The sequence below is a fragment of the Leifsonia sp. NPDC058230 genome, assembly GCF_042882245.1.
In the GTDB taxonomy this organism is placed as follows: domain Bacteria; phylum Actinomycetota; class Actinomycetes; order Actinomycetales; family Microbacteriaceae; genus Leifsonia.
The window spans coordinates 139,809-160,537 of the sequence record NZ_JBHVWM010000005.1; the positions used below are offsets into that span (position 1 = coordinate 139,809).

The following is a 20,729-nucleotide window of genomic DNA, read 5'->3' on the forward strand; positions in this document are numbered from 1 at the left end:
GAGGAGGCAGATGTGACAGCAGCTCCAGCAACGACACGATCCAAACCATCGGGCGACCGGGAAGCCAAGGCGCCCGCACGGAGACCACGCACGCTCGTCATGCGGATCGTCCTGGGCGGGGCGGCGCTGGTGACCGCCTGGCATGTACTCGCGAGCTTTCTCTGGATCGGGCCCATAACGCCGCTGCGTGAATTGATACCGGGCAATGCGCTGAGCTCGTACATGCTGCCGTGGTTCGGGCAGAGCTGGAGCGTTTTCGCGCCGGCGCCCATCAACGGCGACTACCGGTTCCACGTCAGGGCGGTCCTGGCCGACAAATCCGGAAACGAGATCGTGACCGATTGGGTTGCCGCGACCGACGTCGAGCTTGCAATGTCCCATCACACACTCTTTCCCGCTCGAGCCGCCAACCTCGGCCTCAAGCAAGCTTCATCGCTCAAAGCAGCATGGGATGCGCTGACGCCAGCACAGCGAAAGGTGGCGGAGCTGAACTACTTCAAGGGCGATGACTGGCTCGGTCGGATGCAGGTGGCGCTCAACGAGGAGAACAAGAACCAGAACACCGACGCGGTCGTGCGATACATCGTCCAGGAGAGATACTCCGACGCCTACGCGGTCCAGGTCGCACGAGCGATCTGGGGGGACTCAGTGATTCGAGTCCAATACCAAGCAAGCCGACAGAACATCATCCCCTTCGAGGATCGGCACACTCCGGGGGCGCAAAAGCCGGCGCTCCAGTTCGCGCCGATCGGATGGCGTGGCCTGATCGTGATGCCCGGGCAATCCGAACAGGAGTTCGCCGACGTCTTCCTGCGCAACTACAAGGAGGCTGTCAAGAAATGACAACCACACTTCAGCCGGAAACGACAGAAATCGAAGACAGCCCCGATCGTTCGGGCAAAGGTTCACACCGCCCATCTGTGCTGCGCCGAGTTCTGTCAATGCTCGGCTCCCTCGCCGGCGCGATCGTTTCCACCATCCTGAGCGCAATCACAACCCTCTCGACACAGGGGGAGAGCTGGATCGTCGACGGCAAGAAGGCGACCTATGGTCTGGCAGGAACCCGTATTCTCCTCGGCTCAGCGATACTCGGTCTGCTGCTGACCAATTTCGATACCCGGTTCTACACTTTCGGCGCGGGTATGGCCTGGACGGGGCAACTGCAGAACCCGACCAGTGATTTCGTGAGCATCTGGCCGTTCGGAATGTACCTGGCAGCGGCCCCGTATCCCGCCCTGTCTACCGCGATGTACGTCGCCTGCATCGTGTTCGCCGTGCTGTTCATCCTCGGCTACCGCACACGACTGGCGACGATCGGGATGTTCGTGCTGTGGATCTCGATCATCGAGACGAACGACTACGTGCAGGACCAAAGCGACAACCTCGTCAGGATCGCCCTGATCGTGATGTTCTTCGCGGCTCCCGCGGACAGGTGGTCCCTCGACGCCCGACGCCGACGCAAGTTCACCGAACGATCGGGTATCCGGTCGTCGCGCAACCCGATAGTTCGATGGTGGCGGTTCCAGCGCGTCCTTCCGGAGTGGTTCACCAACATCTTCCACAACTTCGCGATCGTCGCGCTCGCGTGCCAAGTCGCCTTCGTCTACGTGGCTGGAGGGCTCTACAAGGCCGGAGGAACACCGTGGTCGGGAGGCACAGCAATCTACGACCCCCTGCATGTGGCTCAGTTCGCACCGTGGCCAGAACTCAGCGACCTCGTGACGAGCTGGGCGCCCGCCGTTGCGTTCGCCACCGTCCTCACCTTGCTGGTCCAGGTCTCGTTCCCGCTGCTGCTGCTTCGCCGTGGAACCCGGATCTTCGCTCTTGTCGTGATGCTCTGCTTCCATCTCGGCATCGCCATCCTCATGGGCCTGCCGTGGTTCTCCCTGTCGATGATCGCGATCGATTGCATCTTCATCCGCGATGCCACGTGGCAACAGGTTCAAGGGGCGATCCGAGGAGCGTGGGACGGCACACGGAGCACCACGCGCGAGAGGTCGAGTTGAGCAATACGCCCGACGTCGTCGTCGTCGGCAGCGGACCGAACGGACTTGCCGCAGCTGTGACGATGGCACGAGCAGGCCTCCACGTCGTCGTCTATGAGCAGGCCGCCCAACCGGGAGGCGGCGCCCGCACGTCCGAGGCAACGCTTCCCGGATTCGCCCACGACATCTGCTCCGCGGTGCACCCGATGGCGCTCGCCTCACCCTTCTTCACAGCGTTCGAACTAGCGAAACGGGTCTCCCTGGTGAGCCCGGAGCTCTCCTACGCACACATCACGCCGACGGAGACAGGGCTCGCCTATCGCGACCTCGAGCGCACCGTCGAGCAACTGGGCATCGACGGTCGCAGGTGGCGCGACATGATGCAGCCGCTCGTTCGAAACATCGACGCACTCTCGAACCTCACAGCCGAACACCTGCTGCGGGTCCCTCCCGAGCTGGGCTTCGCGCTCAGCTTCGGGCTGGCTGTGTTTCGCCAAGCAGCCGGAACAGCACACGGGTTTCATGGCGAGATCGCCCCGGCGCTGTTGGCCGGACTCGGCGCTCATGCCATCCAGCCCGTCCCCTCACTCGCGGCGGCCGCTGTCGGACTCACGCTCGGAGCGCACGCGCACGCAGGCGGGTGGCCGATACCCATCGGCGGAAGCCAAGCGATCACCGACGCTCTCGTACAGGATTTGCACCAGCACGGCGGAGAACTCGTGCTCGAGACCCGAGTCGACACGCTCGACGAGTTCAGCACGGTTCCGTGTGTGTTGCTCGACACCAGCGTCAGGCAGTTCATGTCGATGGCTTCCGGCCAGCTGCAGGGGTTCTATCGCCGCCAACTCGCCTCCTTCAAATACGGACCGGGAGTCGCGAAGGTGGACTACGCGCTCAGCGGGCCGGTCCCGTGGACCCATCCAGAGCTCTCCGGCGCAGGCACGATCCATATCGGAGGAACGGCGACTCACGTCGGAATCGCCGAACGCGAAATCGCACGAGGACGCCACGCGGAAGAGCCATTCATTCTCATCTCGCAGCCAACGCGCTTCGACCCGGGTAGAGCACCCACCGGTAGCCACACGCTGTACGCGTACGCTCACGTCCCGGCGGGCTCGAACCTCGATCAGTTCTCCACCATCACCGACACGATCGAGCGATATGCTCCCGGTTTCCGCGATCTGATCCTCGCGCACAGCAGTCAGACGGCGCGTGACATCGCCCGATACAACCCCAACTATGTCGGGGGAGACATCTCTGGTGGCGCGGCCACGATGCGGCAGCTGATCCAACGCCCGGTGCTGTCACTAAACCCGTGGGCCACGCCGATTCCGGGAACCTATCTGTGTTCCTCCGCAACGCCACCCGGGCCGGGGGTTCACGGTCTCGGAGGGTGGAATGCAGCGCGACGTGCGTTGCGAGACGTATTCGCGCTCGACGCACCCGACCTCGGTTTAGCCGGCTAGCTCCGGCTTATCGTCGGATCCCCACGCTTTGCGCAATCCGCGTCGAGCACGGTAAGTCAACATCGCTGCCGCCGAAGGCGTGATCCTGAGCAGCTCACCGATCTCTGATGCACCGAACCCCTGAACCTCGCTGTACCAGAGCGCCAGTTGCCATCGTGGAGGTAGCGATCGAAACGCGTCGGCAGCGCTCATCCGGTCGATGACATCGGCGCCCTGCTCCATCGGGCTGTCCTCGATTGCGTCGATACTCACCGTCGGTATCCGAGACTCCTGCCGTGACCACCTCGAAATGACGTTTCGAACGGTCACCATCAAGTACGGGCGGAACACCTTCGGTCCGGCGCCGGCGTCCATCGCAGCGAAGACTCGAGCAAACGCTTCGGCCGCGACATCCTCCGCATCCAGGGATCGGCTGTATCGCTTCGCTACGCGGATCGCCGCGGCGTGATGATGTCGCCACAATTCGGCATAGGCCGAGCTGTCGCCGCCTCGTGCCCGTGCCAGGAGTTCGGCATCGCGACGGTACCACTCCGGTTCCGATGAGGACGAGCCCCCAACTCGAACAGGAAGGCCATCGTTCTCGGACCTATCCGGCTTCTCGCAGTATCTGCTTCCCATGCCTTGAGTGTCCGCAAACGCCGGAATACAGGGATGCGTAGCACTACGTGGTCCGCTACGTGCTTCTTAACCCGATCCCCGGTACGGAAACAGCTGCGAGCTGCTCTCCGCCGACCGCGGCGCTCACGAAATACGTGTTACCGGTGGCTGCGACTGCTGTCGTCGTGGCGATGCCGTCGGAGTCGGTGAGCGCGGAGTTCGCGGTAAGGACCAGCCCCGGCGCTGCGTGGAAGGTAACGCGGGCGCTCGCTTTCGGATTTCCAGACACATCGAGCACGCGGGCGGTGAGGAGGTAGATTCGGTCGTCGCCGTGGCTGACCACGTCGGAAGCAACGGACAGCGACGAGCGCTCAGGATCGACGGAGGGTTCGTGGAAACTCACCTCGACGTCGCCGAGCGGAATGGTTCCCCATCGCGCGGCAACAACGAAGTCGCCGGCAACGGACGAAGCCACGTCAACGTGCGCGGTTCCCCCGCTTCCCGTCTTCGTGCGGTGATGGCTCAGTATCGCTCCCGGCGTGGACGATATGTCGACATCCACTCCCGCTACGGGATTGCCGAAGCGGTCAGAGACCTGGATTTCGACGCGATGTCGTGCTCTGCCATCCGCGGGCCGCGATCCGCCGGAGTGCGACAGTGCGGATGCCTTCTCGCTCGGGCTTCCCGCGATGAATTCGACGCGCCGCTCTTCGAATCGCGGTACACCGATCGCGTACGCCGACACCGTTTGCATCCCAGCGATCGTCGAGGTCAAGCCGGCCCGTGCGTTACCGCCACGATCAGTTTCGACGTGAACGGGTCGCTGGCCAGGCAGTTGAATGACCACGGCTCGTCTGGCGATGGGCTTGCCCTGGTGGGTCGTCAAGCTCACCGTCGCAGTGTGCGTCGCAACGCCGTCGGCGACCCTGGTGCCGGTCGTCACTTCGAGCGATCCGGTCGCTTGCGGCGTGTGAGCGGCAGAGGATTGGTCGGGCTCCATGAGCGAGATGGCAATCGCAAGCGCCGTCACGCTACCGGCGACCTTGATGATTCTGGCTAGTCCAGCACGCTGCACGATGGTCATCCCACTCCTCATTCGCTGTCCTTGATCGGCGTCGAATCGCTATGAACCCAGGGTCCGGCTCTCGTTCCCACCGCATACCGTCCGCTCAACGACGCATCGAATGCCCGAACCGCAAAGTCTGAGCGCCATTCGCCGGTTGCATCCAATCGAGAGGCCAGGACATCGGCGTCAGACCGAGTGCGGAGTTGAAAGTGCGCCCCGGGCACTCCGACCACACTCACGCTCGTGTGCGTGTCGAAGAGGCGTACCTCGAGCGTTGGTGACGCCACGTGATTCGGCACGCGGATGGCAGTCGACCTGTCAGCCTGAAGATGGACCTCGAGTTCTCTCGCCGTCGATTCGATCTGGCCGGTGCTCCACCGCCCCTTGTCGTCAGCCTGGACCCTGCTGAGCTCCACGGATCCATCGCGAACGATCACGACCGCAGAAGCTGGGCCGGCGCCCGACAGGATCGGGAAGAACGTGCGGTCTGGGCCGTTGTCGATCGAGACGCTGAGTTCACCGGCTGTAACGAGCGTCTGCTCCGTCGGCGGCCGTTCTGAGCCCTGGATGCTCGGATGTGATGGCTCGGACGACGTCGGGTCGCCCGACGGCGGACTCCCTTGGTCGCGCGGTTCGTGCTCGATCGACGACACCGATGCTTGCGATTGCCCACGGTGGTCCCAGGTGGAAGCTCCAGCGGCGATGGTTGCGACAATGGCCCCCGCTGTGAGGCCAGTCAACAACTTCGGCGAAACCAGCGACAAGCTGGACCCTAACGATGCGCCCCAATCGAGTGCTGATACAACGGGATCGGAGCTCATCGGAACAGCGGCGGCCGTGTCGGCCAGTCGCAGGTCCCCATTCCGGATGGCGGCGAGGTATCCAAGACTGCCCACAGCCCCGAGCGCCAGCGGGAGAAGCACCAGGGCGAGCCTGGAATTGATGTTCTCTGCCTCCGAGGCCAGAGCCGTGCATGCCTCGCATTCGGCGAGGTGGGCTTCGATCCGATCGCGGTCGCGTTTGGTGAGCGTGCCTCGCGTGCGCGCACCGAGCCGTTCGATGGTCCACGAATGCGCTGGATCATCGCCCGACGACGCTATGTGGACCTGTACCCACGCGCGTCGAAGCCCTTCCCTGGCGCGGAAGGAAAGCATGGCGGCGGCCGCCGGAGAGATCCCCATCAGTTTTCCGACGGTTGCGGGATCGTACTCTTCTACCTCCGAGTACCAGAGGACTTCTTGCCACCGTGCCGGGAGGGTCGCGAAGGCTTTGGCGCTCATCCCGCGATCGAGCGCGCGATCCGCTTCGGCGTCCAAGGTTGATTCATCAGGAAGATCATCGGCGAAGTCGATCGGTGCTTCTCTGACCTTGGCACCCAAGCGTGCTGCGAGATTGCGAATCGTGACGATCAGGTACGGCCGAAACCCTTTGGTGGGGCCCGCGCCTCTCTTCGTCGTCTCCCAGATCCGAGTGAAGGCTTCGCTCACGAGTTCATCGGGATCGATCGACGAAGTGATCGACTTCGCCGCTGCGCGCCCCGCCTGGGCATGTCGAACCCACAGCTCTCCATACGCGGACGCATCGCCTGCTCGGGCCCGTTCCACGAGCGTTCCGTCGGAGACGCTCTGGTTCGGTCGTGGGTCATTCATTGCTGCTCGGGTCTTCTGTATGGATCGTGGGGGAGAGGTGCCACGGGACGTGCGACACGCTCCGGTGCGGCGGGCCGCCTCTGGCCCGCCGCACCTGTGGGCCGCTTGACCGATGTCGTGAGGCGATTACCGCGAGGCGAACGAGTAATTGACGACACCGTCGCGAACAGACACCGCGACGAAGTACTTGCTGCTTGTCGCGCCGAGACCGTCCGATGTCACCGAATGAACCTCGAACTTGCCTGCTTTCAGAGCTTTGATCGCTTCTGCCAGAGGCTCGGATTGCTTCGAGCGGATTTGTAGTTGGAACCCCTTGGGGTTGCTCGTGTCGGGTTTGCCCAGCACCTCGCCGGTGATCACGGGCAGTCCTGCGAGGGAATGCGTCGAACTCGAGGCGCCCTCGGGAGGCGAACCGGGAGCGCAGGCTGCAAGCGTGAGTGCGAGCACCACCCCGCATGCTCCAAGCAGCACGCGGCGGGAGTATGGCTTTCGTTCGATTCCGGGCTCAGATCTGTTGCGTGCTCGAGTGCTCATACATCTGTAGACCCCAATGTCACAGCTTCATAACGCGAACGACAACTCGAAATTCATAACTGGTCCCTTGACTTCCGGCTAGCCCACCCCGTATATTCCAAGTGGAATAATCAAGCCGGAGCATCCCGGCGCATCCCCACCCACCAATCGAAAGCTCAGCACCATGCCGCCCCTCGCCCCATTGACACCGCTCGGTGTGGCAGCCCTCGCGCTGCTCATGGAGCGGCCGATGCATCCGTACGAGATGTACCAGACACTGGTGCAGCGCTCGGAGGATCGGGTGGTCAAGGTGCGCCCCGGCTCGCTCTACCACACGGTCGATCGCCTGGCGGTGCAGGGTCTGGTGCGGGCGACCGGAACGGAGCGCGAGGGCAACCGGCCCGAGCGCACGACCTACGAGATCACCGAGCCGGGCAGCCTGGCGCTCAGCGAGCGCGTCACCGAGATCCTCGCCACCCCGGTCAACGAGTACCCGGAGTTCCCGCTCGCCCTCGGGGAATCGCACAACCTGCCCGTGGAGACCGTCATCCAGCTCCTGCGCAATCGTGTCTCGCTCCTCCGTGCCGATCTCGAATTCATCGAGGCGGGCATCCGCGATCTCGAAGCGAAGGAACTGCCCCGCAAGTACTGGATCAACGTGCAATACAGCCGGGCCCTGCGCGAGGTCGAAGTGACCTGGCTCGACTCCCTCATCGTCGACCTCGAATCGGGCGTACTGTCCTGGTCCGAGGAGAAGAAACACTGAAAGAGAAAAGACTCCAATGGAAAAAGAACTGAAGCCGTGGCCCGCGCTTTGGGCGCTGGTCATCGGGTTCTTCATGATCCTCATCGACACGACCATCGTGTCGGTCGCCAATCCGGCGATCATGAAGGGCCTCGACCTCGGCACCGACTACAACGCCGTCATCTGGGTGACGAGCGCATACCTCCTCGCGTACGCCGTTCCCCTGCTCATCACCGGACGTCTCGGTGACCGCTTCGGCCCGAAGAACCTCTACCTGATCGGCCTCGTGATCTTCACGCTCGCCTCCGCCTGGTGCGGATTCTCTGGCGTGCTGCCGGGCGGCGGTATTGGGATGCTCATCGCAGCCCGCGTCGTGCAGGGCCTCGGTGCTGCGCTCATGACGCCGCAGACCATGGCCGTCATCACCCGCATCTTCCCGCCCGACCGCCGCGGTGCGGCCATGGGACTCTGGGGCGCGGTCGCCGGCGTCGCCACCCTGATCGGCCCGCTGCTCGGCGGCGTGCTCGTCGACGGTCTCGGCTGGGAGTGGATCTTCTTCATCAACGTCCCGGTGGGCATTGTGGCCTTCATCCTCGCCATGCGTCTCGTGCCCAAGCTGCCGACGCACTCGCACAGCTTCGACATCATCGGGGTGATCCTGAGTGCTGTGGGCATGTTCCTTCTGGTGTTCGGCATCCAGGAGGGCGGCACGTACGACTGGGGCACGATCGTCGGACCGATCTCGGTGTGGGGTCTCATCATCTCCGGCATCGTGGTGCTGATCGCGTTCGTGGTGTGGCAGCGGTACAACAAGAAGGAGCCGCTGCTTCCGCTCAAGCTGTTCCGCGACCGCAACTTCTCCCTCTCGAACGGCGCCATTACCACGGTCGGCTTCGCCGTGACCTGCATGGCCCTGCCGCTCGTGTTCTACTTCCAGACGGTCCGCGGCCTCACCCCGACCGACTCGGCGCTGATGCTCGCCCCGATGGCCGTGTTCTCGGGCGTGCTCGCGCCGTTCGTCGGCAAGCTCATCGACCGCATCAACCCGCGCTACTTCGCGACCACCGGCCTGGTGCTGTTCGCGCTCGCCCTGTTCTGGTATTCGCGTCTGCTGACTCCGGATGTGTCGATTTGGTGGCTGCTCGCACCGAGCGCCCTCCTCGGCATCGCGATGTCGGGCGTCTGGGGACCGATCTCGACCACGGCGACCCGCAACCTGCCCATGAACCAGGCGGGTGCAGGATCCGGTGTGTTCAACACCACCCGTCAGGTCGGCGCCGTGCTCGGGTCCGCGTCGATCGCAGCCCTCATCGAGGGGCGCCTCGCGGTCGACCTGCCGAAGGCGCCCGGCGGGGCCAGCCCCAGCGAGGCGGCCACCGGAACCGTGCTCCCCGACTTCCTGCACGCCGGATTCACGCAGGCCATGTCTGAGGCGCTGCTCCTGCCCGCCGCGGTCGCCTTCCTCGGCGCGATCATCGTCGCGTTCTGGGCGAAGCCGAAGCCGCCGGCGTGGGGACCGAACGCCGTGCCCGCCGCTGCCGCGGGTACCGCATCCGGTGCAGACGCCGCTACGACCCACGGATCGCATGCCGCTCCGGTGCCGGTGGATGCGGTGCAGCACGGCAGCCACGCGGCCGACGTCGCGCCCGCGACCGACCTGGCGCCGAACGAGCAGCCGCCGCACGGACTGCACGCGACTCCGGTCGACTGACCGAACAACGACGGAGCCCCGTCCGGCCGCATCCACGGCCGGGCGGGGCTTCTCCGTGCTGAAGTCTGCGTTACGAAGTGCGCGCTACGAACCGGTGACCGCGCGCACCGTGTTGGCCCACGGGTCGTCGAAGGCGACCGAGCGCCCGTCGTCCCTGGCTTCGATGCCGTAGTGGCGCATCCGCTCGGTCAGCTCGCCGAGGTCGTCTGCGCCCGGAACCCGGATCTCCACCTGGCCGAGCCCGAGGGCCAGCCGGCGGCGCCCGGCGCCCCGGCTGTTCCAGGTGTTCATCGCCATGTGATGGTGGTAGCCGCCCGCGCTCACGAACAACGCCTGGTCGCCGAGCTCGGCTGTCGCTTCGAAGCCCAGCTTGTCCACATAGAACGATCGCGCGGAGGCCACGTCGCCGACCGAGAGGTGGACGTGTCCGACCACGGCCGTTCCGAGGCGGCTGTCATCGCCCGCTTCGACGGATGCGGTGGCCCGCTCGGTCAGACTCTCGCCGAGAAAGGCGTTGGGGTCGAGGTACAGGCTCGCCATCTCGACCCGGCCGTGCACCCAGCTCCACTGCGAGCGGTCGCGGTCCCAGTAGAGTTCGACGCCGTTGCCCTCGGGGTCGGTGAAGTAGAAGGCCTTGCTGACGAGGTGGTCGGCGCTCCCGGTGAACGTTCCGGGAGCCCGGCTGGCCACCGAGTACACGGCGGCGGCGAGCGTCTCCTCGCTGTCGAAGAGGATCGCCGTGTGGAACAGTCCCGCGTCGTGCGGGGACGCGTGCCGCAGCTCGGGCGCGTACTCGAGGATCACGATGGGGGTCGCATCCCTCCCCAGGATCACCCGGCCACCCTCGGCGGCGAGCACGCTCAGCGTGACGGCGTCGCGGTAGTAGGCGGTCATCGCGTCGAGGTCGGCGACGAGCAGGGTCACCGCGCCCATGGAGGTGTCGGCCGAGAGAAGTTCAGGCATACCTATTTCAATGCTCGATCGGCGCGAAATATTTCTGTGACGGCTCTCAGCGACGCCGAGCCTGCGCCATCGTGTCCAGTTCGGCGGCGACGATCGCACGAGCATCCTGAGCCGTGACGGCCGGATAGGGTCCGACCAGATGAGAGGCGAGCCCGTCGATGAGCGCGCGGATCCGCGTGGCGTCGAGGTCGAGTCGGGCGGAGGGGGTTCCGGACGGCGACCGCCTCTCGACGACCCACCGGATGTTGTCGAGCATGATGGCGTCCGAGTCGCGTTTCACGGGCGCGAGCGCCGGGTCGGAGAGGGCTGCTCCGGCGAACACGAGCCAGACCTCCGCCTCCTCCCGCCGTTCGTCGTCGAGGGGGAGGAACTGCTCGAGCAGGAGCAGCGCATCCGGGAGCCCCTCGTCGGCGTCCGCGCCGTCGCCGGCCACGCCGCCGAGCCCCCGGATGCGCGCCGTCGTCCGCTCCATCACCAGCCGCATCGCGAACTCGACCACGTCGGCTTGCCGCGGAAAGTAGTGCCGCAACGAGCCGAGCGCCATGCCCGCTTCGGCAGCGATCGCGCGGGTGCTGACGGCGTTGATCCCGTCACGGCGGATCACCCGCCACACCGCCTCACCGATGTGGCTGCGGCGTTCCTCGGCGCTCTCGGTCGTTCGCACGCCTGATCAGTCGCCGGTCAGGCGCCCCAGCAGTTCGCGGTAGCGGGCGGCAGTGCGCTCGACGATGTCGGACGGCAGCTCGGGCGGCGTTCCCGTCTTGTCCCAGTTGGCGGCGAGCCAGTCGCGCACGATCTGCTTGTCGAAGCTGGCCATGCGCTCAGACGGGGTGGTGCCGGATGCGTACGTCGCAGCATCCCAGAAGCGGCTCGAGTCGCTGGTGAGCACCTCGTCCGCGAGAGTGATCTCGCCGGTCGCGCGGTCGGCGCCGAACTCGAACTTCGTGTCGGCGATGATGACCCCGCGGCTCTCGGCGATCGCGGATGCGCGCGCGTACACGTGCAGCGACAGGCTGCGCAGCGCTTCGGCCACCTCCAGCCCGACGAGCTCGACGGTGCGCTCGAAGCTGATGTTCTCGTCGTGCTCGCCGAGCGGGGCCTTCCAGGCGGGGGTGTAGATGGGTTCGGGCAGGCGGTCGCCGTTCTGCAGTCCGGCCGGCAGGGGGATGCCGCACACGCTCTGCGACTCCTGGTACTCGACCCAGCCGCTGCCGGTGAGGTAGCCCCGCACGACGCACTCGATCGGGTACATGTCGAGCGGTTTCACCAGCATCGACCGGCCCGCCACCGCATCCGGGATCTCTTCGACGACCCGGTCGCCCACGAGCCGGTGGTCGGGGATCAGATGGTTCGGGACATCGCTCAGCCGGTCGAACCACCACAGGCTGAGCGTCGTCAGCAGCTCGCCTTTGCTCGGGATGCCCGGCTCGAGCACGTGGTCGAACGCGCTCACCCGGTCGCTCGCCACGACCAGGACCGCATCCGTGTCGTCGAGGCCGGTCGCGCCCGACGGAACGTAGAGGTCGCGCACCTTTCCGGAGTAGACGTGCGTGAAGCCGGGGAGGGTGGGGGAGGTGGTCACGCGTCCATGCTAGACCGACGGATGCGCCACCTCCGGCCGCCTGTCAGGCCGTCACCTGCTCACGGTCGCGCACCTCGCGGCGGTCGGTCGGGAGCAGGAAGCCCGCGAAGATCAGCCAGACGATGCCCCCGAAGCGCGCGATCGGCAGGAGGAACTGCAGGGACTCGACGGCGAGGGAGAGGAAGCTGAGCTCGGCGAGCGCTGCGATCACGAGGCCGGTCCAGCTGAGCCAGCGGGGGAGTAGGCGCAGGATGAGCGACGGCACGGCGATGCCGGCGATAAGAAGACCGATGCCGGTGGCGTAGCCGACACCGCCCGCCGCGAAGGCGAGGAACGAAAGGGCCAGGGCGACGGACGCGTCCGCTGTGATCTCGGGGCGGCTCAGGGCGTAGCTCGCGAGCGAGGACACCATGAGGAGGATGGATGCGGTCACGCCGCCGAAGAAGCCGATCGCCGGGCCGGGGACCCGGACGCCGAGCTGGTTCAGACGGGCGAAGGCGCTGGCCGCGAGGATGCCGAGGGGAACGGCCGAGCCGAAGGTCAGGACGGCGGAGATCCGGATGCTGAGCCAGTCGCTCTGGGCGAACGCGGCCACCGCATCCTTTCCGGCGAACGGGGAGACGAAGCCCGTGCCTCCGGCGAGCACGGCGCCGAGGATCAGGGACAGCGCGAGGAGGCCCGCCGACGCGATGGCCAGCGCTCCGAGGTGGGGGCCGCCCGCGCGGCGCCCGGTCGTCGTAGTAGCGTTCATACCCGTAATGATTACACTTTGTAATCGTTCCGCGCAAGCGCTATTCTGATGTCGTGACCGCAGCCGCCCCCGCTCCCCGCCCCGCAAGGCCGAGCCCGCGCACGGCCTTCCTGCTCACCCAGCTCGGAGCGCACGCCGCCGACCGCTTCGCAGCCGGCGTGGCCGAGCTCGGGCTGACTCCCCGCGTGGCCGGCGCGCTCCGCGCCCTCGGCCGCAACCCCGGCATCAGCCAGCGCGAACTCGCCACTCTCCTGGGCACCGTTCCGAGCCGGCTGGTCGCTCTCGTCGACGAGCTGGAGCGCTCGGGCTGGGTGGAGCGCATCCGGAGCCCCAAGGACCGCCGCAACTACGAACTTCAGCTGACGGATGCAGGTCGCGCCGTGCTCGCCGGCCTCCGCGCGATCGCCGAAGCCCACCAGACGGAGGTGCTCGCCCCGCTCGACCACGACGAACAGGTCGCCCTCTCGCGGTTGCTGGCCAAGCTCGCAGCCGGATCGGGTCTCGGCCCTGACGGCCATCCGGGCTACCGCGCCGACCCCGAGTGACGCTGGCGGGTGCAGACTCGACGTATCCGGTCGATCAGCGATGTGCACGTTCACATTAGCTGTCAGACTGGTACGACGACAGGTTTCCGAGGAAGGACCACCGTGGGCGAACGCAACTGGGCCGGCAACTTCGAGTACGGGGCGCCCATCGCGCGCCCGTCGAGCATCGGAGAGCTGCGCGACATCGTGGTCGGCGCCGAATCCGTGCGGGCCCTGGGCTCGCGCCACACGTTCAACGACCTGGCCGACGACGCCGGACTCCTCGTGAGCACGGCGGGACTTCCGGCCGAGATCCGGGTCGACGAGGATGCGCGCACGGCGACCGTCGGCGGCGGCGTGCGCTACGGCGACGTCGCCCGGGTGCTTCAGGAGTCCGGCTGGGCGCTGCACAACCTCGCCTCACTCCCGCACATCTCTGTCGCCGGTGCGATCGCCACTGCGACGCACGGCTCCGGCGACCGAAATGGCAACCTGGCCAAGGCGGTCAGCGGGTTGCGCATCCTGAAGGCCGACGGCGAGACCGTCGAGCTCACCCGCACCGATCCGGAGTTCGCAGGGGCGGTCGTCTCGCTCGGTGCGCTCGGCGTCGTCACCGAGGTGACCCTCGACATCGAGCCCAGCTTCGAGGTGCGCCAGCGGCTGTTCGAGAAGCTGCCGTGGGATGCGGTGACCGGCCACCTCGACGACATCACGTCGGCCGCGTACAGCGTCTCCCTCTTCACCACCTGGGACGAGGATTCGGTGAGCCTCGCCTGGCTCAAGGAGCGCGCGGGCAGCGAGGCCGCTGCCCAGGACGAGTTCTTCGGAGCGCGCGCGCTCATCGAGCCCCGGCACATGATCCCGACGATGGATGTGCGAAACACGACCGAGCAGCTCGGCGTCTACGGCCCGTGGAGCGAGCGGCTGGCGCACTTCCGGTTCGAGTTCACCCCGTCGAACGGCGAGGAGATCCAGTCGGAGTACCTCGTGCCGCGCACGCGTGCGGTCGAGGCGATCGAAGCCGTGCGCGGCATCGCTCCGCTGATCGCCCCGCTGCTGCAGGTCAGCGAGATCCGCACGGTCGCGTCCGACGACCTCTGGCTGTCGTCGGCGTACGGCACCGACGTCGTGGCACTCCACTTCACCTGGTTCCGGGATCAGGCGGGAGTCGAGGCGATACTTCCTGCGCTCGAGGATGCTCTGCTCCCGCTGGGCGCGCGTCCGCACTGGGGCAAGGTGTTCCTCGACCGGGCCGGGGTCGTTCCGGGTCTCTACCCGAAGCTCGCCGACTTCCGAGAGCTGGTCGAGGAGTTCGACCCGACCGCCACGTTCCGCAACGCCTTCCTGGGCCGCCTGCTCGACTGAGCCGGGCACGGCCGCGGGGCACTGTCGACGCGGCGCGTCAGGCAGGCGTGCGGGCGACCGCGAACCGGAACGCGTTGCTGAGCCGGTATCCGCCCCCGGCGACCCGGAACGGCGTGGCCGCTTCGAGAACCGTCGGGGCGCCGGCCGCCTGACCGGCCGCATCCTCACCCAGAAGCACACCGCGGACGAGGGTGTCGTCGTCTGGTGCGGTCCACAGAACCTCGACGAGCTCGGCCGCCACGACCTCGAGGCCGGCTTCGGCGAGCAGGCTTTCGAGCCCGCCAGCGGGGCGCAGGTCTCCGTCGGGGATGGGCTCATCGCCGTGCGCCGCGGCGACGGCGGCTTCGATCGTGTCGATGTCGTTGTGGCTCCGCTCAGCCCAGTTGCAGACAGCTATGAGACCGCCGGGCTTCGTCACCCGAACGGCCTCCGCGACCGCATCGAGAGTGTCCTCGGCGAATTGCAGGGCGTTGAACGCGCACGCGACGTCGAAGCCGCCGTCGGGCCAGGGCAACGACTCGGCCGACCCGAGCCGCACATCCGCCCGGGGAGCTTTCGTGCGGGCGAGTGCCACCATGCCCGGCGCCGGGTCGATGCCTGCGGCAGCCACGCCGAGCCGGTCGAGCATGGCGAGTAGCTCACCGCTACCGCAGCCGATGTCGAGCACCCGGAAGCCGGAGCCGATCCCGGTCGCGGCGATCACGGCTCGGCGGGCGGGGTCGGCGAAGCCGCCCCAGAGCTCGGCCCACTCGCCGGCTACAGACGACCAGCCGTCCTCATCCTCGCCGGCCATCGCTCACCTCAGACTGTGACGCCGGCGGCGATGTCGGTGCGGTACTGCGACCCTTCGAGGCCGATCCTCCCGATGGCCTCGTAGGCGCGCGAGCGGGCCTCGGCGAAGGTGGTTCCACGGGCGACGACACTGAGCACGCGGCCGCCGGTGGCGACGAGTTCGCCGGTCTGCGCATCCCGGGCCGTCGCAGCGTGGGCGATCGTCACCTCGGGCACCGCCGCAGCCTCGTCGAGGCCGGTGATCGGGCGGCCGGTGATCGGCGCCTCCGGGTATCCCTCGCTGGCGAGCACGACGGTCACGGTCACGTCCCAGGCGAACTCCGGACGTTGCTGCGCGGAGAGCGACCCGGTCGCGGCAGCGAACAGCAGCTCGGAGAGCGGGGTCACCATGCGGGGCAGCACCACCTGCGTCTCCGGATCGCCGAACCGGGCGTTGAACTCGATGACGCGGATGCCACGGCTGGTGAGGATGAGACCGCAGTAGAGCAGACCGATGAACGGCGTCTGCTCCCTTGCCAGCTGGCGCACCGTCGGGATCGCGACGGTGTCGATCACCTCGTCCACGAAGTTCTCGGGGAGCCAGGGGAGCGGGGAGTATGCGCCCATGCCGCCGGTGTTCGGTCCCGCATCCCCGTCGAGGAGGCGTTTGAAGTCCTGTGCGGGTGCGAGCGGCAGCACGGTGTGACCGTCGCTGACCAGGAAGAGCGAGACCTCCTGGCCGTCGAGGAACTCCTCGACCAGCACGCTGCCCTGCTCCAGGTAGTGGCTTGCGTGGTCGACCGCGTCGTCGCGATCCTCGGTGACGAGAACGCCCTTGCCGGCGGCGAGACCGTCGGCCTTCACGACATACGGTGCCCCGAGTGCGTCCAGCGCCTCCTCCACCTCGAGGAGAGTGGATGCGCGCACGGCGCGTCCCGTGGGAACGCCCGCTGCATCCATCACCCGCTTGGCGAACGTCTTCGAGCCCTCGAGCTGAGCGGCGACCTTGCCGGGGCCGAAGACCGGGATCCCGCGCGTTCGCAGGGGATCCGCGACGCCCGCGACCAGCGGAGCCTCCGGCCCGATCACGACGAGTTCGATGCCGTTCTCGATCGCATACTCGGTGACTGCGATGCCATCGAGCGGATCGAGGTCGGGCTCGACCCGCACATCCTGAGCGATTCCCGCGTTGCCGGGGGCGACCACGATGTCGTGCGCCGCCTCTTCACTCAGCAGCGACGTGACGATGGCGTGCTCGCGCGCGCCCGAACCCAGCACCAGAATCTTCACGCGAACAATGCTAGAGGACGGCCGCCGCCGCGGACCCTGCCCGATCGGCCCGAACCCGGAATCGGCGGGGGCTGGGAAGATGGAGCCATGGCACGGGCGAAGATCCAGGATGCGGACGGTGAGTCGGCAGTGCGGGCGGCACTCGGCGACGGGGCCGACCGCAACACCACGGCGACGGCCGTGCGCTACCTGCTGCAACTCCTCGCCGAGCGCGCGCCCGGCAACACCGTCGAGGTGCGGGTTCCGCCGTTCGGGGCGGTGCAATGCATCCCCGGGCCGCGCCACACGCGCGGGACCCCGCCGAACGTGATCGAGACGGATGCGCCCACCTGGCTCGCCCTCGCCACCGGCGGCAGCACCTGGGCGCAAGCCGTCGCGGCCGGAAAGGTGCACGCCTCAGGACAGCGCGCCGACCTCGAGGGTCTGCTGCCCCTCCGTGTCGGCGGGATCTCGTGACGGGGGCGCATCCGCTCCCAGGTTCCTTAAGGGACAATGGACTCATGAGCGACGACCCGGAGGTGCACGGCACGGTCACCGAGAGTTCGGTGCGCGTGAAGCGTACGCCGCGGTATGCGCGATTCATGCTCGCGGGGTTCCTCGTTTTCGCAGTCGTCGCGCTCATCCTCACGTTCGCCTTCCCGGAGAACCCCACTTACGACCGCTCGGCCGTCTTCGGCTTCCTGCTGTTGTTCTTCGGGGTCGTCGGCGTAGCGATCGGGGCGGTCGTCGCCCTGCTGATCGACCGGAGGAGCACCCGCAAGGCGCGCACCGTCCTGGCCGATAGAGTTACGGTGTCGGCTGAGCCCGAGGAGAACGTCGCACGCGACGAGACCCCCGGCATCGAAGACGCACCCGATACCCACAAATCCATCGAGAGCTAAACATCCCGACTGAAGGGTTCACCGGTTTGTCCAGAGGCGACGGTCTTCTCAACCACGATCTACTCCCCGGCGAGAAGGGCCCGCAGGATGCCTGCGGCGTCTTCGGAGTCTGGGCACCCGGCGAAGAGGTCGCGAAGCTCAGCTACTTCGGCCTCTACGCATTGCAGCACCGCGGGCAGGAGTCGGCGGGCATCGCCACCAGCGACGGCAGCAAGATCCTCATCTACAAAGACATGGGTCTCGTCTCGCAGGTGTTCAACGAGAACGCACTGAACTCGTTGTCGGGCCACATCGCGGTCGGCCACTGCCGGTACTCGACGACCGGTGCATCCACCTGGCAGAACGCACAGCCGACTCTGGGCAGCACGGCGAGCGGAACCGTCGCCCTCGGCCACAACGGCAACCTGACCAACACCGCCGAACTCATGCAGCTGGCGCACGACCGCTACCCGGCACTCGACGGCGAGCTCTCGCGCGGCAACACGACCGACACCGCCGTCATCACCGCGCTGCTCACCGGCGACCTCGACCACACGCTCGAAGCGACGGCGCTCGACGTGCTCCCGCACCTGCGCGGCGCGTTCTGCCTCGTCTTCATGGACGAGCACACCCTCTACGCCGCCCGCGACCCGCAGGGGGTGCGGCCGCTGGTTCTCGGCCGGCTCGAGCGCGGCTGGGTGGTCGCATCCGAGACCGCGGCACTCGACATCGTCGGAGCGAGCTTCGTTCGCGAGGTCGAGCCGGGCGAATTGATCGCGATCGACGAGAACGGCCTCCGCAGTCAGCGTTTCGCCGAAGAGCGCCGCGCTGGATGCGTGTTCGAGTACGTCTATCTGGCCCGGCCGGACACGACCATCGCCGGACGCGGAGTGCACGAGGCCCGCGTCGAGATGGGCCGCCGGCTGGCCCGGGAGCACGCGGTCGAGGCCGACCTCGTCATCCCGACCCCCGAATCCGGTACCCCCGCGGCGATCGGCTACGCGCAGGCGTCGGGCATCCCGTTCGGCCAGGGTCTCGTGAAGAACTCGTATGTGGGCCGCACGTTCATCCAGCCATCGCAGACCATCCGCCAGCGCGGCATCAAGCTCAAGCTGAACCCGCTCAAAGAGGTCATCAAGGGCAAGCGTCTGATCGTGGTCGACGACTCGATCGTGCGTGGCAACACCCAGCGCGCTCTCGTCTCCATGCTCCGTGAGGCGGGCGCAGCCGAGGTGCACGTCCGCATTTCGAGCCCGCCCATCACCTGGCCGTGCTTCTACGGCATCGACTTCGCCACCCGCGCCGAGCTCATCGCCACCGGTCTCGGGGTCGACGAGGTGCGCCAGTCGATCGGCGCCGACAGCCTCGGTTACCTCTCGGAGGACGGCATGATCGCCGCCACCGAGCAGCCTCGCGAACGCCTCTGCACCGCCTGCTTCACCGGCATCTATCCGATCGACCTTCCGGATGCGCACCACCTCGGCAAGAACCTCCTCGAGCGCCCGGGAGGGGTCGAGTCGCCCGCCGAGGGTGTCGCCGCCGCCGACGGTTGCGACCCCGGCCCGGATGCGGAGTACGAGTCGGTGCTGAACCCGGCCTTCGGAGACCCGGGCCGCCCGGAGTAGCCCCGCGGGCCGGGATGCGTGAACGCCGCGCGCCCGCGCTCCGCGAGCCCGGTAGCCTTGTTCCGTGACCGAAAAGCCCGCATCCTCCTCCGCCTCCTACGCCGCGGCCGGTGTCGACACCGCCGCCGGCGACCTCGCCGTCGAGTTGATGAAGTCCGCTGTGTCGCGCACCCACACCCCTGAGGTGTTCGGCGGCGTCGGCGGTTTCGCCGGGCTGTTCGACGTCTCGGCGCTCAAGGCGTTCCATCACCCGCTGCTCGCGACGAGCACCGACGGCGTCGGCACCAAGGTCGCGATCGCCCAGGCGATCGACAAGCACGACACCATCGGGCAAGACCTGGTGGGCATGGTCGTCGACGACATCATCGTGGTCGGCGCCAAGCCGCTCTTCATGACCGACTACATCGCGTGCGGAAAGGTCGTCCCGGCCCGCATCGCGGAGATCGTCACCGGCATCGCGCGTGCGTGCGAGGCCACCGGAACGGCTCTCGTCGGTGGCGAGACCGCCGAGCATCCGGGACTCCTCGCGCCGGACGACTACGACGTGGCCGGCGCCGCCGTCGGTGCCGTCGAGGCGGATGCGGTGCTCGGAGCCGACCGTGTGCGCGACGGCGACGTCGTCGTGGCGCTCGCGTCGTCGGGGTTGCACTCGAACGGCTTCTCGCTCGTGCGGCACATCCTCGCGCAGAACGGGATCGGGTTCACCGACCGCTCCGACTCGTTCGGCGGCCAGGTCGGCGAGGCCCTGCTCGAGCCGACCCGCCTCTACACCGCACCCCTGCTGAAGGTCCTGCAGGATCCCGCCCTGGCAGGCGCGATCCACTCGCTCAGCCATGTCACCGGCGGTGGCATCGCGGCGAACCTGGCCCGCGTGCTCCCGCTCGGGTCGTGGGTCGAGGTCGACCGCAGCACATGGTCGCCGACCCCGGTCTTCCGCATCCTGAGCGACCTCGCCGGCTCGACGCTCGAATCGAGCGAGGGCACCTGGAATCTGGGTGTCGGGATGTTCGCGGTGGTCGCCGCAGACAAGGCTGCGGCAGTCATCGCCGCCGTCGAGGCCGAGGGCATCCACGCCTGGACCGCCGGAACCGTGTCGACCGCATCCCGTGACCTCGCCGGTTTCGAGCAGGGCGCCAAGGGCGTCGATGGCGGCGCCGTCCGCCTGGTCGGCGCCTACGCCGAGTAGGCGTCACCCTCTCGGCAGCGAGCCCTCCCACCACTGCAACACCCGCAGGGCGTGTCACCCCAATGGGTAGACGCGATGGT

The 20,729-nt window shown here is 67.3% G+C and carries 21 protein-coding genes; 11 read left to right on the top strand and 10 right to left on the bottom strand.

The features are described from left to right. The first annotated feature begins 12 nt into the window (after nt 1-12). From ACFVV0_RS16705 to ACFVV0_RS16715, 3 genes are all read left to right on the top strand, one after another. Nucleotides 13-843, top strand: coding sequence for a DUF5819 family protein (locus ACFVV0_RS16705; protein ID WP_387065534.1), 831 nt, complete (start codon nt 13-15; stop codon nt 841-843). A gap of 98 nt (nt 844-941) precedes the next feature. Next, nucleotides 942-2,006, top strand: coding sequence for an HTTM domain-containing protein (locus ACFVV0_RS16710; protein WP_387065536.1), 1,065 nt, complete (start codon nt 942-944; stop codon nt 2,004-2,006). Beyond that, nucleotides 1,964-3,451, top strand: coding sequence for a phytoene desaturase family protein (locus tag ACFVV0_RS16715; protein WP_387065539.1), 1,488 nt, complete (start codon nt 1,964-1,966; stop codon nt 3,449-3,451). Before ACFVV0_RS16710 ends, ACFVV0_RS16715 begins: the two co-directional genes overlap by 43 nt. Here ACFVV0_RS16715 and ACFVV0_RS16720 read toward each other — a convergent pair. From ACFVV0_RS16720 to ACFVV0_RS16735, 4 genes are all read right to left on the bottom strand, one after another. After that, nucleotides 3,440-4,069, bottom strand: a complete 630-nt coding sequence (locus ACFVV0_RS16720; protein ID WP_387065542.1) for an RNA polymerase sigma factor — start codon at nt 4,067-4,069, stop codon at nt 3,440-3,442. The two genes, ACFVV0_RS16715 and ACFVV0_RS16720, sit on opposite strands and share 12 nt — an antisense overlap. A 55-nt stretch (nt 4,070-4,124) precedes the next feature. Further along, nucleotides 4,125-5,132, bottom strand: coding sequence for an Ig-like domain-containing protein (locus ACFVV0_RS16725; RefSeq protein ID WP_387065545.1), 1,008 nt, complete (start codon nt 5,130-5,132; stop codon nt 4,125-4,127). An 8-nt stretch (nt 5,133-5,140) separates the two neighbouring features. Continuing rightward, nucleotides 5,141-6,763: a sigma-70 family RNA polymerase sigma factor gene (locus ACFVV0_RS16730; RefSeq protein ID WP_387065548.1), complete on the bottom strand. Its 1,623-nt coding sequence runs from the start codon at nt 6,761-6,763 to the stop codon at nt 5,141-5,143. A 126-nt stretch (nt 6,764-6,889) separates the two neighbouring features. Continuing rightward, complete coding sequence (locus ACFVV0_RS16735) at nt 6,890-7,123, bottom strand: hypothetical protein (protein WP_387065551.1); 234 nt, start codon at nt 7,121-7,123, stop codon at nt 6,890-6,892. Nucleotides 7,124-7,460: 337 nt separating this feature from the next. On the opposite strand from ACFVV0_RS16735, the gene ACFVV0_RS16740 reads away from it, so the two are divergent. Then, nucleotides 7,461-8,042 (top strand): PadR family transcriptional regulator, encoded by a 582-nt coding sequence (locus ACFVV0_RS16740; RefSeq protein ID WP_387065553.1) that lies wholly within the window; start codon nt 7,461-7,463, stop codon nt 8,040-8,042. Between the two features lie 16 nt (nt 8,043-8,058). Beyond that, on the top strand, nt 8,059-9,732 hold the full coding sequence (locus ACFVV0_RS16745; RefSeq protein ID WP_387065556.1) for a DHA2 family efflux MFS transporter permease subunit: 1,674 nt from the start codon (nt 8,059-8,061) through the stop codon (nt 9,730-9,732). Nucleotides 9,733-9,816: 84 nt separating this feature from the next. Here the strand turns inward: ACFVV0_RS16745 and ACFVV0_RS16750 are convergent, their stop codons facing one another. Genes ACFVV0_RS16750 through ACFVV0_RS16765 form a run of 4 tightly spaced genes read right to left on the bottom strand, consistent with a single transcriptional unit; the run spans nt 9,817 to nt 13,028 of the window. Continuing rightward, nucleotides 9,817-10,695, bottom strand: a complete 879-nt coding sequence (locus ACFVV0_RS16750) for a VOC family protein (protein ID WP_387065558.1) — start codon at nt 10,693-10,695, stop codon at nt 9,817-9,819. A 46-nt stretch (nt 10,696-10,741) separates the two neighbouring features. Next, on the bottom strand, nt 10,742-11,359 hold the full coding sequence (locus tag ACFVV0_RS16755; RefSeq protein ID WP_387065561.1) for a TetR/AcrR family transcriptional regulator: 618 nt from the start codon (nt 11,357-11,359) through the stop codon (nt 10,742-10,744). Nucleotides 11,360-11,365: 6 nt separating this feature from the next. Continuing rightward, nucleotides 11,366-12,277, bottom strand: a complete 912-nt coding sequence (locus ACFVV0_RS16760) for a phosphoribosylaminoimidazolesuccinocarboxamide synthase (protein ID WP_387065564.1) — start codon at nt 12,275-12,277, stop codon at nt 11,366-11,368. Nucleotides 12,278-12,320: 43 nt separating this feature from the next. After that, nucleotides 12,321-13,028, bottom strand: coding sequence for a hypothetical protein (locus tag ACFVV0_RS16765; protein ID WP_387065567.1), 708 nt, complete (start codon nt 13,026-13,028; stop codon nt 12,321-12,323). A gap of 53 nt (nt 13,029-13,081) precedes the next feature. Here ACFVV0_RS16765 and ACFVV0_RS16770 point away from each other — a divergent pair, with 53 nt between their 5' ends. Beyond that, a complete protein-coding gene (locus tag ACFVV0_RS16770) occupies nt 13,082-13,573 on the top strand; it encodes a MarR family winged helix-turn-helix transcriptional regulator (RefSeq protein WP_387065570.1) in 492 nt (163 codons plus the stop codon). Between the two features lie 102 nt (nt 13,574-13,675). Continuing rightward, nucleotides 13,676-14,917, top strand: coding sequence for an FAD-binding protein (locus ACFVV0_RS16775; protein WP_387065572.1), 1,242 nt, complete (start codon nt 13,676-13,678; stop codon nt 14,915-14,917). A gap of 37 nt (nt 14,918-14,954) precedes the next feature. Here ACFVV0_RS16775 and ACFVV0_RS16780 read toward each other — a convergent pair whose 3' ends face one another. Further along, nucleotides 14,955-15,710 carry a class I SAM-dependent methyltransferase gene (locus ACFVV0_RS16780; protein ID WP_387065574.1) on the bottom strand — a complete coding sequence of 252 codons (756 nt, stop codon included), beginning with the start codon at nt 15,708-15,710 and terminating at the stop codon, nt 14,955-14,957. An 8-nt stretch (nt 15,711-15,718) separates the two neighbouring features. Then, nucleotides 15,719-16,978 (bottom strand): phosphoribosylamine--glycine ligase, encoded by a 1,260-nt coding sequence (gene purD / locus ACFVV0_RS16785; RefSeq protein ID WP_387065577.1) that lies wholly within the window; start codon nt 16,976-16,978, stop codon nt 15,719-15,721. 87 nt (nt 16,979-17,065) lie between these two features. On the opposite strand from purD, the gene ACFVV0_RS16790 reads away from it, so the two are divergent. The 4 genes from ACFVV0_RS16790 to purM all read left to right on the top strand — a co-directional run bounded on the left by ACFVV0_RS16790 (nt 17,066) and on the right by purM (nt 20,649). Then, entirely contained in the window at nt 17,066-17,434 is a 369-nt protein-coding gene (locus ACFVV0_RS16790; RefSeq protein WP_387065580.1) for a sterol carrier family protein, read from the top strand. Between the two features lie 44 nt (nt 17,435-17,478). After that, complete coding sequence (locus ACFVV0_RS16795) at nt 17,479-17,859, top strand: hypothetical protein (protein ID WP_387065583.1); 381 nt, start codon at nt 17,479-17,481, stop codon at nt 17,857-17,859. A 26-nt stretch (nt 17,860-17,885) separates the two neighbouring features. After that, nucleotides 17,886-19,463: an amidophosphoribosyltransferase gene (purF, locus tag ACFVV0_RS16800; RefSeq protein WP_387065586.1), complete on the top strand. Its 1,578-nt coding sequence runs from the start codon at nt 17,886-17,888 to the stop codon at nt 19,461-19,463. Between the two features lie 64 nt (nt 19,464-19,527). Next, entirely contained in the window at nt 19,528-20,649 is a 1,122-nt protein-coding gene (gene purM, locus ACFVV0_RS16805; protein ID WP_387065589.1) for a phosphoribosylformylglycinamidine cyclo-ligase, read from the top strand. Nucleotides 20,650-20,729 lie beyond the last annotated feature (80 nt).